Origin of the sequence: Streptomyces sp. NPDC005805, assembly GCF_040630445.1 — a bacterium.
Classification (GTDB): Bacteria; Actinomycetota; Actinomycetes; order Streptomycetales; family Streptomycetaceae; genus Streptomyces.
The window spans coordinates 40,972-54,386 of record NZ_JBEXXN010000050.1; the positions used below are offsets into that span (position 1 = coordinate 40,972).

A 13,415-nucleotide genomic window follows, 5' to 3' on the forward strand; every position below is an offset into this window, starting at 1 on the left:
GCGGCGCACCCGCTGCCGGGGACAGGGCGGCAGCCTCCGTGGAGGCCCACCCCGTGCCCTCGTCATCGCCGACGGCGACACGGCCGCCGTGACCGGCTCCGGCAACGCCGTCCCGGCCAGGCACTCCACGCGTCCCGTCCCGCCCGGCGCCCGTGGCCGGGCGGCCCCCGGCAGGGTCGTCCTGCGCCCGACCGGGCGCGGCAACGCCCTCAGCGCCGCGCGCCGTGGCCGGGCGCGGCTCGGTGACATCCTCGGCCCCGCGCGCGGGCCGTGCCCCACCCACCGTCGACCCCTGCGCGGGCACGCGCAGGGGTGCCGGGGCACCCGGCGCTGACGCGCGGGGGCGGGCCTGCTCCACTCGGGTCTCCTCGGTCTGCCGGGTACGGACCCGGCTGGCGTGTGCGAGGCCCGGTGTGCACGATAGGCGGGCAGGGCCGCAGTTCAAACGCTGCGGGAGATCGGGTAAGGTAAGCCTTACCTGCTAACGATCGTCGATTCGGTGGTCCCCGGCATGACCGTTCCCGCTCTGCTCCCCGCCCTCGCCTCCCCGGTGAGCGGGTCCTACGCGCGCCTGACCGAGGTGTTCTCCGGTCTGCGCGTGACCGAGCTGAGCCCCGGCGAGCCCTTCCCCGAGGGCGCCGGCTGGGTGCGCGCGGACGAGCTCGCGGCCGGCGGCGAGGCCCTCGACACCTTCCTGGCCTGGGACGACGCCCAGGTCCTGCGGGACTACGGTCAGCAGGCCCGCCCCGATGTGACCGCCAGCTTCGGCCTCCACCGCTACGCCTGGCCCGCCTGTCTGCTGGTCACCGTGCCCTGGTTCCTGCACCGCCGGGTGCCCCGCGTCCCCCCGGAGCAGGTCGCCTTCCAGCGCACCCTCGGGCGGATGTCCGTGAGGATCGACACGTTCTCCTGTCTGCCGGGCGACCCGGCGGCCGAACTGCCCGGCGCCCGGGTCGTCCCGGACGAGGAGGCCCTGCGGGCCGAGGTCCGCGCGTCCGTCGCCGAGCACCTCGGCCCGGTGCTGGAAGGATTCGGCCCCCGGATGCGCCGCCGGGGCCGGGCCCTGTGGGGCATGGCGACCGACGAGATCGTCGAAGGGCTCTGGTACGTCGCCCATCTGCTCGGCGAGGAGCGGCGCGCCGTGACCGAGCTGGAGCTGCTGCTCCCGGGCGCCACCAAGCCGTACGTGGGGACGGCCGGCTTCCGCGAGCTGACCGGCCCGGACGGGGAGGCGCTGCCCACCCGCGACCGGGCGAGCTGCTGCCTGTTCTACACACTCCGCCCCGAGGACACCTGCGCGACCTGCCCGCGCACCTGTGACGCCAAGCGCGTCGAACGGCTCCGCCAGAGCGTCTGACACCGACGGCCGCGGCGGCCCGCGCCGGGCAGCGGGCGGACCTCCGGCAGACCCTGCCGGACCGCGCCGGACCACCGGCGAGCCCCCGCCGTCCACAGCGGGACCAATCGGACTCCCACGATTCCACGCCACCCCTTCGGGCGGCACCGAATCGAACACAACTCCCCTCTCCAGCAGTTCAGTTCGACCAGATCACGCCCAACTCCGCCCCCGAGCGCCCCGATGGCGTGGTCTTGCGCGGAAACCCCCTGAGCGGGTCGCACGGTCGGCCACTATGGCCGCCGAAACGCCTCACGCGATGCAAGGGACACCGCATGCGACTGACCGACATATCGCTGGACTGGCTGCTTCCCGGCGGCGTGATGCTCCTGGGGGTCCTGGCGGCGGTTGCGGTGCTCACCCGCGGCAAGCGCGCCGGGAACTCCGATACCAAGAGCGCGGCCGACGACTCCTGGGAACGCAGCGAGGAGCGCCGCCGGCGCAAGGAGGCCGTGTACGGCACGGCTTCGTACGTCCTGCTGTTCTGCTGCGCGGCGGTGGCCGCCGCGCTCTCCTTCCACGGGCTGGTCGGCTTCGGCCGCCAGAACCTGAACCTCTCCGGCGGCTGGGAGTACCTGGTGCCGTTCGGCCTCGACGGGGCGGCCATGTTCTGCTCCGTGCTCGCCGTGCGCGAGGCCAGCCACGGTGACGCGGCCCTCGGGTCCCGGCTCCTGGTGTGGCTGTTCGCCGGGGCGGCGGCCTGGTTCAACTGGGTGCACGCCCCGCGCGGGCTCGGGCACGACGGCGCGCCGCAGTTCTTCGCGGGGATGTCGCTGTCGGCCGCGGTGCTCTTCGACCGCGCCCTGAAGCAGACCCGCCGGGCCGCCCTGCGCGAACAGGGCCTGGTCCCGCGCCCGTTGCCGCAGATCCGGATCGTGCGCTGGCTGCGGGCGCCCCGGGAGACCTTCGCCGCCTGGTCGCTGATGCTGCTGGAGGGCGTGCGGACGCTGGACGAGGCGGTGGACGAGGTCCGCGAGGACCGGCGGGAGAAGCAGGAGAACCGGATGCGCCGCCGGGACCAGGAGAGGCTGGACCGGGCCCGGATCAAGGCGTACAACCGCCAGCACCGTTCCTGGGGGTTGGGGAGAGGCCGCGCGACGCAGCTCCCCGCGCTGGACCCGGCTCCTGGTGGGCAGGGGCAGGCATCGCAGGCTTCCGCGGTGGAGCCGGCGGGGTCCGTCGTGGAGCCCGCCATAGCCGAGCCGGGACAACTGCCCGTGCGCGCCCGGCCCTCGCTCCAGGCGGTGGGCACCAAAGGGGCTGACCCGGTCACCGTCGACCTGACGGCCGAGGACGACACCCAGGCCCTGCCGCGGCTCGACTCCCTGGAGCGCAAGCTCAAGGACCTGGAGCAGCAGTTCGGCTGAGCCGGGTGCCTTCCCGCCCCGGCGGGAAGGCACCCGCGCCGTGCTACGCGGCGGCCTCCGCGTGCAGTTCGAACCAGATCACCTTGCCGGCGCCCTGCGCGGTCCGCACACCCCAGGCGTCGGCGAGGCGGTCCACGAGGAACAGGCCCCGGCCCGAGGTGCCGAGGTCGGCGCCGTCCGCGTCCTCGGAGCCGTCGCCGGACGCCCCGTCCGCACTGGCTTCATCCGCACCGGTCCCGGGCGGCTCGCGGACCGGGAGGACGGCGACGAAGTCCCGTACCTCGACATGGAGTCGGGCGTCCTCGACGGTCGCCGTGACCACCGCGCCCCGGTCGGTGTGGACGAGGGCGTTGGTCACCAGTTCGCTCGCCAGCAGCTCGGCCACGTCCACCGCGTCGCCCGCGCCCTCGCGCGCGGCGCCGGTCTCCGGGTCGGGCCACTTGCCGAGCAGGTCCCGTAAGGCGTGCCGGACTTCGGGCACGGCCGTCAGATCGCCGTGGCCCAGTCTGCGGTGGAGCCGCCCCCGTACGCCGGCTCCCCCGTGACGTGCAGTCATCTTCCCCCCACTCGGAACGAGTTCACTCCTGTCGGGCGCCCACTCCGCGTACGCGTCCACGGGATGCATGCCCCACTCGGGGGACACCACTCATCGGGATTGGCCCGGAGCGTCAGGGCCGGGGCACATTGCGCAGGTTGGACCGGGCCATCTGGGCCATCCGGCCCACCCCGCCCTCCAGGACCATCTTGCTCGCGGAGAGCGCGAAGCCGGTGACCATCTGGGCCTTGATCTTCGGCGGGATGGAGAGCGCGTTGGGGTCGGTGACGACGTCGACGAGGGCCGGGCCCTTGTGCTTGAACGCGTCCTTCAGCGCGCCCGCGAGCTGCTTCGGCTTCTCCACCCGCACCCCGTGGGCGCCGCAGGCGCGGGCCACGGCGGCGAAGTCCGGGTTCTGGTTGGCGGTGCCGAACGAAGGCAGCCCGGCGACCAGCATCTCCAGTTCCACCATCGACAGCGCGGAGTTGTTGAAGAGGACCACCTTCACGGGCAGGTCGTACTGGACGAGGGTGAGGAAGTCGCCCATCAGCATGGTGAACCCGCCGTCCCCGGACATGGACACCACCTGCCGGTCCCGGTCCAGGAACTGCGCGCCGATGGCCTGCGGCAGCGCGTTCGCCATCGAGCCGTGGCTGAAGGAACCGATGATCCGGCGGCGTCCGTTGGGCGAGATGTAACGGGCGGCCCAGACGTTGTTCATCCCGGTGTCGACGGTGAACACGGCGTCGTCGTCGGCGAGTTCGTCGAGGACGGAGGCGACGTACTCGGGGTGGATCGGGGTCCGCTTCTCCACCTTGCGGGTGTAGGCGCGGACCACGCCCTCCAGGGCGTCGGCGTGCTTCTTCAGCATCTTGTCCAGGAAGCGCCGGTCCGACTTGGCGCGCACCCGGGGGATCAGACAGCGCAGGGTCTCGCGCACATCGCCCCAGACCGCGAGGTCCAGCTTGGAGCGCCGCCCCAGGTGCTCGGGCCGGACGTCGACCTGCACGATCTTCACATCGTCCGGGAGGAAGGCGTTGTACGGGAAGTCGGTGCCGAGCAGGATCAGCAGATCGCACTCGTGGGTGGCCTCGTAGGCGGCGCCGTAGCCGAGGAGGCCGCTCATACCGACGTCGTACGGATTGTCGTACTGGATCCACTCCTTGCCGCGGAGCGCATGCCCGACGGGGGACTTGACGCGCTCCGCGAACTGCATGACCTCGGCGTGCGCGCCGGCGGTGCCGCTGCCGCAGAAGAGGGTGATCCGCCCGGCCTTGTCGATCATGTCGACCAGCTTGTCCAGCTCCGCGTCGCCGGGGCGGACGGTGGGGCGGCTGGTGACGAGGGCGTGCTCGGCGGTCTTCGCCGGGGCGGGCCGGTCGGCGATGTCGCCGGGCATGGTCACGACGGAGACCCCGCCGCGGCCGATGGCGTGCTGGATCGCCGTCTGGAGGAGGCGGGGCATCTGCTGCGGGTGGGAGATCATCTCGCAGTAGTGGCTGCACTCGCGGAACAGCAGCTCGGGGTGGGTCTCCTGGAAGTAGCCGAGACCGATCTCGGAGGAGGGGATGTGCGAGGCGAGGGCGAGTACGGGCGCCATGGAGCGGTGGGCGTCGTACAGGCCGTTGATCAGGTGCAGATTGCCGGGGCCGCAGGAGCCGGCGCAGGCCGCGAGCCGGCCGGTGAGCTGCGCCTCGGCGCCCGCGGCGAAGGCGGCGGTCTCCTCGTGCCGCACATGCACCCAGTCGATGCCGGGGGTCCGGCGGACGGCGTCGACGACGGGGTTGAGACTGTCGCCCACCACCCCGTACAGGCGTTCGACGCCGGCGCGGACGAGGATCTCGACGAACTGCTCCGCCACGTTCTGCTTGGCCATGGGAATGCGCGCCCTTCCGGTGTTCTGGACCTCGGCCCCGACGTCCATCAACCCATGGGCACGCCGCTCACGCCTCCCAGACGCCCACCGCCGTACGGTCGTCGGCGTACCCCTTGACCCTGATCTGGGTATCCGCCAGGAACGCGGCCATGCCCGGGGCGGGCGATCCGTTCCAGCGGTCCGCCAGTTCGCCGGCGAGGGCGGGCTCGCCGCGCAGGGGTTCGGCCAGGCCGGCGCCGCAGAGCAGCAGGGTGTCCCCCGGCCGGGCCACGGAGGCCCGGAAGCGGAACGGTTCGGCCGGCGGGGGCACGGGGTCCTCGATGTACGGGGCGCGGGGCGTGACGATGTCGAGGTCCATGGTGAGCCGGTCGCCGTCCGGGCCGGCCTCGGGCGGTGAGGAGCCGTAGCCGACGACGGGCTCGCCGGTGACGTCGGCCGGGGCGGGGCCGGGGGGCTCCAGGTCCTGCCAGTCGCCGTCGCGCAGCCGGAACAGGCCGCCGGGGCCGACGCCGAAGAACACGCGGGTGCGGCAGTCGGGGTCGGCGGGGAGGAGCAGGCAGCGCAGGCCGACGCGGTACTCCTCCGGTTCGACGCCGAGTTCGGCGGCGCGGGCGCGGAGTCTGCCGAAGCTGCGGTCGGTGAGCCGGTGCAGGCCGGACTTGAGGTCGCCGCGGCGGCCCGCCCTTATGTCGTCGCCGAGGCGGGCGTGGCTGCGGCCGACGGCGGAGCCGATCCAGCGGCAGGCGTCGGCGGCGGCGAGGTGGGCGTGCTCGGTGCGGCGGCTGCCGCTGGCGACGGCGACGAGCACGAGGGCGGTGGGGCCGGTGCCGAAGCGGGCGGTGAGCAGCGCGTCGCGGCGGGGCTCGCCGCGGAAGCGCGCGGAGTCGCCGCGCACGGAGGCGGCGCGCAGGGTGTACGTGCCGTACCGGGCGCCGTCGAGCACGGTGTCGGGCACCAGCGCCGCGAGTTCGAGCGCGTCGGCGGCGGGCAGCGCGGTGGGCTCGGGGTCGTACGTGGGCGGCCCGTCCCCCACGACGCCGCCCCGGGGCCGGGGTACGAGGTGGGGCGGGTCCCCGGCCGCGTCCCTGCCGGGCGGGTCCCCGGCCCCGTGGGCGTCGGGCCCTGTCCCGCCGGTGGCGGCGTCGGGGCGGGCGCTCTCCGGCGCGGAGGGTGTGGCGTCCGGCGACGGGACCGCGGCCTCCGGGGCGGGTGCGGGAGGCAGGGTGGGGCCGGTGTAGTGGCGTCGCTGCGGCAACTCGTCGTCGCCGGGCGGGGCGCCCCAGGGGCCGCCGGCCGTCGGCGCGGAGGGTGTGGCGTCCCGCGACGGGACCGCGGCCTCCGGCGCGGCGGGGGCGCCGGTGGGCCTGGGCGGCAGCCACGGCGGCGCCTCCGCCGCCGGAGCGGCGGTTCGCGGGTCGGCCACGGGGGGCGCGACCGGCGGGGCCGGGTCCACCGGAGCCGAGTCGCCGGAGGCCGCCCGGCCCGGGGCGGCCGTGGCGGGGGCCCGCTCGACCCGAGCCGGGCCCACCGGAGCCGCCCCCTCGGAGGCCGCCCGGTCCGGGGCAGAACCGGAATCCGGTTCCGATCCGGCCCGGTCCACCGGCTCCGGTGCTGCGGGGGCCTGTTCAGGCCCAGGAACCCGGACCTCGGAAACCGCCCGGCCCTGCGCGGAACCGGGAACCCCGTCCGCCGGGTCCGCCGGAGCCGAGTCATCGGGGTTCACCCGGTCCGGCGCGGAGCCAGGAGCCCGGTCCGCCGAGGCCCGGTCCGGCGCGGAGCTGGGACCCGGCCCGGCCCGGTCCACCGGGGCCGCACCACCCTGCGCGGAACCAGGAGCCCCGCCCGCCGGGTCCGAGCCAGGGACCCGGTCCACCGGAGCCGAGTCATCGCGGTCCAACCGGCCAGGGGCGGAGCCAGGAGCCCGGTCCACCGGCGCCGGGCCCTCGGGGGCCGCCCGGCCCGGGGCGGAGCCAGGAGCCCCGTCCACCCCGGCCGGGGCCACCGGCGCCGCAGGTTCCGCCCGGGCCGCCCCGCCCGCCGGGTCCGAGCCAGGGACCCGGTCCACCGGAGCCGAGTCATCGCGGTCCAACCGGCCAGGGGCGGAGCCAGGAGCCCGGTCCACCGGAGCCGAGCCGTCGGGGGCCGCCCGGCCCGGGGCGGAGCCAGGAGCCCCGTCCACCCCGGCCGGGGCCACCGGCGCCGCAGGTTCCGCCCGGGCCGCCCCGTCCACCGGGGCCCGGTCCGAGCCGTCCACCGGGCCCGGCCCCGGGGGCGGGTCCCACCAGGCGCGGGGGCGGGTGAGGGCGCCCGACGCCGAGGCGAAGCGGTCGTCGACCGTGTCGCCCGTCGGGGCGGGCGGTGGGCCCGTGTCCGGGGCGGTGTCGTCGTAGAGGCGTTGCCACCAGTCGTCCTCGGACCGCTGTCGTCGGGCCGGCGGCCGCTCCCCCTGCTCGCTCATGCCCCTATTGTCCACCGCGGGACCCCGCGGAAAACGGTGTCGCCCGAAAAATGGCAATGCGACAAATCGCCGCCGCCGCGCCCGAATACACGGGCACACACCCATGCACGGCGGACGAAGCGGCGGACGGAGTGGTCCGCCGGGCGGCCCAACCCCCCACGGGAAAGACGCCCGGCGGACCGGTCGTGATCAGCGCACGGCGTATGCACCGACCACGAGCTGGGTGACGGAGTTGCCGTTGGCGTCCGTCAGTTCGGTGCGCAGCGTGACCTGTTCGCCCGCGGCGCCCGCGTGGTCCACGGTCGCGGTCCAGGTGCCGCCGCGGCGCTCGGTGACGGCCTCGGTCCAGGTCTCGCCGCCGTCGTAGGACCAGGACAGCTTCGCGGCGGTCAGGGCCCCGGGGCGGTAGCCCGCGTGGCCGGTGACGCCCAGCGTGATCCGCCGGCCGTCTCGCGCCGGGACGGTCTTGAGACCGTCCTCCGGAAGACCGTAACCCGGGAACAGCAGGGGGATGCCCTGCGAGGACGCGCTCTCGTCGAGACGGGAGCGGAACTTCCAGGTCGTCCGCAGCTCGGTGGAGCGCTTCCAGACCGCGGCGGGTGAGCCGATCTTGCGCTGTTCCAGCACCAGTTCGTACGCGGCCTCGTCGGCGGGAACCTCGAAGACCCCGAACGGGTATCCAGTCTGCCCTATCTCCGTGCCCTCGCGCAGCAGTCGCAGGTTGCCGATGTCCCCGAAGGACCCGGGCTGGGCCGCGTGCTCGCTGTCGCCCCACATCGCGGGGGCCACGCCGATCAGGTTGCCCTGGCGTTCCCCGGCGAGCAGCCGCGCCCCGGCCGTGTCGCGCGGCGCGGTGGGGGCGACGACGCCGCCGTACCAGGACTCCTCGCGTTCGGCGCCCGCCGTGTAGGTGCGGGAGCGGTCGGTCATGTACTCGCCCCACGGCACGCTGGAGGAGACATAGTGCTCGAAGCGGGTGTCGCCGGGGGTGTGGAACTCGGTGCGGGTGCCGGGCACGCCGACCGGGTCGTAGCCGGAGACGGTCGCGGACAGTCCGCCCGGCCGGTCGGCGAAGACGATGTCGGTGAAGTCGGCGGCGACGCCCATCGCGTGGTAGGTGGCCTCGGTCCGGCCGAGCCGTGCGTCGCGGACCCGGTAGGTGCGGGCGGCGGTGACGGGCCGGTCCTCGGTGAAGGCCAGGTTGTAGACGTACGGGGTGCGGGCCGTCGCCTTCCAGCGCAGGGTCACCGGTCCGGACTCCAGGCGCTTCAGCAGCAGGGCCGCTTCGGCGGAGTCGAGGCCGAGGACGGGGTGGGGCGGGCTGTTGAACCCGGCGCCGGGCAGCCAGCGTCCGGGCTCGGCGCGGTGGACGATCGCGGCGAGGGCGCCCGCGGCCTTCGCGTCGCGGGCGGCGTCCAGGGCGGAGGTGCTGCCCTCGGGGAGACGGATCAGGGCGAACTTCCCCTTGGCGCCCGCCGCTTCGAGTTCGGCGGGGGTGCCCGTGCCCGCGTCGACGAGTCCGGCGCGGCCGGTGCCGTCGAGGTTGACGGAGCCGGTGTACGCGGTCAGGGGGTGCAGCCGGTCGCCCGAGCCCGTGGTCAGGCTCTCGATCATCGGCGCGGCGGCCCGCCAGAAGCTGCCGAACTCGAACTCGCCGTCCCGGGGCCGCCCTTGGACGTCCGCGTAGTAGCCGGTGGCGAGCCGGTTGCCGGTCAGGGTGCCGGCGTGCAGCCAGGTGTCGTCCCAGGTCCGGGCGAAGCCGAGGGTGGCGCTGCGCACCTCGGTGGGCCGGTCGGTCTCGACGCGCAGCCGCTTGGCGCGGCGGGCGTCGAGGACGACGGTGGTGTCCGTGGTGACCTTGGTCTGCGGGCGGCCGAGGTAGGCCAGGCTGCCGTCGGGCGAGACGACGAAGGAGGAGAGGAAGTACGCGCCGGGGCGGACCCGGTAGACCTGGCCGGCGGCGCCCTCGTTGAAGCGGCGTTCGCCGGTGGCGTCGTCGGTGCCGATGACGTCGAGGGAGGAGGGTCCGTCGGCGGGCTTCCCGGCGCGGTCGAGGAGTTTGACGCGCAGGGTGACGGTCTCCGGTTCGACGTACAGGGCGAACGGGGTGGAGACGCTCACCCCGCCGCTCGCGGTGGCGACCACCCGGCCGGTGACATCGCCGTACTGGGCGTGGTCGAGCCGGGCGGCCGGGTCGAGGGTGAGCGGCACGGTGACGGTGGCGCCGGCCGGGGCGGTGACGCGGTCGGCGCCGAGGCGGGCGGTCCCGGCGCGGACGGCGGAGCCGTCGTTGCCGGTCAGGCCGTGGACGGCGAGGCCCAGGGTGACGGGCTCCGTGCCGTGGTTGGTGTACGGGACGGGGACGGTGGTGCGGTCGCTGCTGTGCTGGGGCCAGGCGAAGGTGCCGCCCTGGAGGGCGGGCGCGCCGGTGACCTCGGTGTCGATCGCGGCCTTGACGTCGAGCCGTCCGCCGCCGGTCTCGCGGGCGTCGCCGGGGATCGCGGTCTCCGCGGCGGAGACCAGGGCGGTCTTGATCTGGCGGGCGTTCCAGTCGGGGTGGCGCTGCTTGACGACGGCGGCGGCGCCGGCGACCTGCGGGGTGGCCATGGAGGTGCCGGACATGGCCCGGTAGGCGTGGGCTCCGCGCCCGCCCGCGGAGGCGGCGGAGATCGCGACGCCGGGGGCGGCGATCTCGGGCTTGAGGGTGTGGTTCACGATCGTGGGGCCGCGGCTGGAGAACCGCGCGGTGCTGTCGTCGCGGTCGACGGCGCCGACGGTGAGGACGCCGGGGGCGCAGCCGGGTGAGGAGACGGTGCCCGCGGCGGGGCCGGTGTTTCCGGCGGCGACGACGAAGAGGGTGCCGGTGTGCTCGCGGGCGAGGGTCTCGGCGGCGGCGCTCATGGGGTCGGCGCAGTCCGTGGGCACGGGGCTGCCGAGGCTCATGGAGACGACGTCGGCCTTCTGTCCGACGGCCCACTCCATGCCGGCGATGATCCAGGACGCGGCGCCGGAGCCGGAGTCGTTGAGGACCTTGCCGCTGATCAGCTCGGCGCCGGGGGCGACGCCCTGCATCTTCCCGCCGCTCGCGGCCCCGGTGCCGCCGACGGTGGAGAGGACATGGGTGCCGTGGCCCTGGCGGTCTTCGGTGCCCTCGGAGTCGGTGAAGTTCTCGTTGGCGGTGATCCGGCCCGCGAGGTCGGGGTGTCCGGCGTCGACGCCGGTGTCGAGGACGGCGACCTTGGCGCCCCTGCCGTCGTATCCGGCGGCCCGGGCGAGGTCGGCGCGGGTCTGCTCGGCGGCGCGGTCGAGGGTGGCCTCGACCTTGCGGTCGAGCCACAGCTTCTCCAGGCCGGCGGCCGCGCGGGAGCGGGGTGCGGTGACATCGGCCCAGAAGTCGGCGGCCTTCTTCTTGTCGGCCTTCAGGGCGAGGCCGTCGACGGCTTTCAGGACCGGGCCGCGGGTGGCCGCGCGCGGGGTGGCGGGCAGGGTGCGGGCGAGGTCGGTGCGGTAGGTGGCGATCAGCGGCACGGAGTCGGTGCCGGCGTCGTCGTAGCCCTGGCGGATCAGGCCCGTGACGTTGAACAGCTCCTGGTCGACGCGTCCGGCGGCGAGGGCGGCGGTGGCGCCCTCGGGGTAGACGTAGAGGTCCTCGCCGGCGGTGCGCGTCTGGACGACGGGCACGGTGCCGTCGGGGCGGGGCAGGGCGGCGGCCGCGGGGCGGCCGGCGGCGTCGCGGGTCACCAGGAAGCGGTCGCCGGTGACGAGGGTGACCGTGGCGGACTCCTGCCGCCGGTCCGCCGCCGTCTCGCTGCCGGTCAGCGGCGGCCGGTCGTCGCCGGACCGTGGCCCGGCCGACGCCTGCGGCGCGAGTGCGGTGACGGCGAGGACGGCGGCGGTGGCCGCTCCCAGGGCCGTACGCGATATCGGGCGCATCGCTCTCCAAATCCGAAACCGGCATCGAACGGGCACAAGGGCCCTGCTGCCGGAGGCCGTTGGTGCTGCGGTGGCGCCACATTGGCAGAGGAACGGCTGATGCGGCGATGATGTCCGGCGGCGGGTTTACGCCGTGGCCGTTTTCCGCCACGGCGGTCCCGTCTCAGGGGATGAACCGCACGTCAGGGGAGGTCCGGAGGGTGCTGGGAGCGATAGGACTCGACGAACGGCAGGAGACCGCGTACCGCGTACTGGTCGCGATGGGGGCGGCGGAGATCGGCGATCTCGCGCACCGCCTGTCGCTGACCGAGCCGGAGACCGAGCGGGCGCTGCGCCGGCTGGAACAGCAGGGTCTCGCGGCGCAGTCCTCGGCGCGGACGGGACGCTGGGTCGCGGCCCCGCCGGGGGTGGCGCTGGGGGCGCTGCTGACACAGCAGCGCCACGAGCTGGAGCAGGCGGAGCTGGCGGCGGCGCTGCTGGCGGAGGAGTACCGCGCGGAATCGGCGGAGCCGTCGGTGCACGATCTGGTGGAGGTGGTGACGGGCGCGAGCGCGGTCACGCACCGTTTCGTGCAGTTGCAGCTCGGCGCGGTGGAGGAGGTCTGCGCGCTGGTCACCGGGAAGCCGGTGGCGGTGAGCGGGACGGACAACGAGGCGGAGGAGAAGGCGGCCGTCCGCGGGGTGCGCTACCGGGTCGTCGTGGAGCGGGAGGTGCTGACGATCCCGGACGGGATCACGGAGCTGTCGGCGGCGCTGGGCCGGGACGAGCGGGTCCGGGTGGTGGACCGGGTGCCGACGAAGCTGGTGATCGCGGACCGGGCGCTGGCGATGGTGCCGCTGACCGGCCGGGGCGCCGAGCCCGCGGCCCTGGTGGTGCACGCGAGCGGGCTGCTGGAGTCGCTGATGGGCCTGTTCGAGTCGGTGTGGCGGGACGCGCTGCCGCTGCGCCTGGTCCGGTCCGGGGACACCGTCGTCGAGGAGACGGCCACCGGGCCGGACGCGGTGGACCTCCAGGTGCTGTCGCTGCTGCTGGCGGGGATGACGGACGCGAGTGTGGCCAAGCAGCTCGATCTGGGGTTGCGGACGGTGCAGCGCCGGGTGAAGGGGCTGATGGAGCTGACCGGGGTCACCACCCGGCTCCAGCTCGGCTGGCACGCGTACGCCCGGGGCTGGGTCGCCCGCGATCTGCGCCGGCCGGGCTGACCGACCCCCTGCCGCCCGGGGCGCGCGGCCCCGGGCGGCCCCGGCGGCCCGGCTGACCTGCGCGGACGGTGCCCACGCCGCGCGATCTGCGGGGAGGCGGCCCATCCTGCACTCTGGGCAGATGGGCGTATGGCAGCAGTTGCTGGTGGGCGGGGTGATGCTGCTGGGTCTGCTGGGCGTCCTGGTTCCGGGGGTGCCCGGAACCCTGCTGGTGTGGGCCGCCGTCCTGTGGTGGGCGGTGCAGGAGCTGTCCGGCGCCGCGTGGGGGCTGCTGGTGGGCGCCACCGCCGTGCTGCTGGTCGTCCAGGTGGTGGTGTGGCTGCTGCCGCCCCGCAGACTGCGCGGTCTGGGCATCACCCGCCGGATGGCGGTTTACGCGGGGACGGGGGCGCTGCTCGGCTTCGTGCTGCTGCCGGTGGTGGGCGCGGTGCCCGGGTTCATCGGCGGGATCTATCTGTGCGAGCGCCGGCGGCTCGGCGGGCACGCCCCGGCGAAGGCGTCCACCCGGGCGGTGATGCGGTCGGCGGGCACGAGCGTGCTGGTGGAGCTGTTCGGCTGCCTGCTGGTGGTGGGCGCCTGGGTGGGGGTGACCGTCCGGGGCTGAGCGGCGGGCGCCGCGGGTCCGCACCGGCGGACCGGGCGTACGGC

The 13,415-nt window shown here is 75.2% G+C and carries 8 protein-coding genes; 4 read left to right on the forward strand and 4 right to left on the reverse strand.

Going from position 1 to position 13,415, the window contains the following annotated elements; translation table 11 throughout:
- Positions 1-511 precede the first annotated feature (511 nt).
- Both ABZ457_RS23740 and ABZ457_RS23745 read left to right on the forward strand, forming a co-directional pair.
- Positions 512-1,357: a (2Fe-2S)-binding protein gene (locus ABZ457_RS23740; protein ID WP_359160527.1), complete on the forward strand. Its 846-nt coding sequence runs from the start codon at positions 512-514 to the stop codon at positions 1,355-1,357.
- Positions 1,358-1,671: 314 nt separating this feature from the next.
- Positions 1,672-2,763, forward strand: a complete 1,092-nt coding sequence (locus tag ABZ457_RS23745; RefSeq protein ID WP_359160530.1) for a DUF2637 domain-containing protein — start codon at positions 1,672-1,674, stop codon at positions 2,761-2,763.
- Between the two features lie 43 nt (positions 2,764-2,806).
- Here the strand turns inward: ABZ457_RS23745 and ABZ457_RS23750 are convergent, their stop codons facing one another.
- The 4 genes from ABZ457_RS23750 to ABZ457_RS23765 form a co-directional block, all read right to left on the reverse strand.
- A complete protein-coding gene (locus tag ABZ457_RS23750) occupies positions 2,807-3,319 on the reverse strand; it encodes an ATP-binding protein (RefSeq protein WP_359160533.1) in 513 nt (170 codons plus the stop codon).
- Positions 3,320-3,431: 112 nt separating this feature from the next.
- Positions 3,432-5,174: a pyruvate dehydrogenase gene (locus ABZ457_RS23755; RefSeq protein WP_359160536.1), complete on the reverse strand. Its 1,743-nt coding sequence runs from the start codon at positions 5,172-5,174 to the stop codon at positions 3,432-3,434.
- 67 nt (positions 5,175-5,241) lie between these two features.
- Positions 5,242-6,597 carry a protein phosphatase 2C domain-containing protein gene (locus ABZ457_RS23760; protein ID WP_359160539.1) on the reverse strand — a complete coding sequence of 452 codons (1,356 nt, stop codon included), beginning with the start codon at positions 6,595-6,597 and terminating at the stop codon, positions 5,242-5,244.
- A gap of 1,224 nt (positions 6,598-7,821) precedes the next feature.
- Positions 7,822-11,565, reverse strand: a complete 3,744-nt coding sequence (locus tag ABZ457_RS23765) for a S8 family peptidase (RefSeq protein ID WP_359160542.1) — start codon at positions 11,563-11,565, stop codon at positions 7,822-7,824.
- Positions 11,566-11,765: 200 nt separating this feature from the next.
- On the opposite strand from ABZ457_RS23765, the gene ABZ457_RS23770 reads away from it, so the two are divergent.
- Complete coding sequence (locus ABZ457_RS23770) at positions 11,766-12,767, forward strand: helix-turn-helix domain-containing protein (protein ID WP_359160545.1); 1,002 nt, start codon at positions 11,766-11,768, stop codon at positions 12,765-12,767.
- A 121-nt stretch (positions 12,768-12,888) separates the two neighbouring features.
- On the forward strand, positions 12,889-13,371 hold the full coding sequence (locus ABZ457_RS23775; protein WP_359160548.1) for a DUF456 domain-containing protein: 483 nt from the start codon (positions 12,889-12,891) through the stop codon (positions 13,369-13,371).
- The last annotated feature ends 44 nt before the right edge of the window (positions 13,372-13,415 follow it).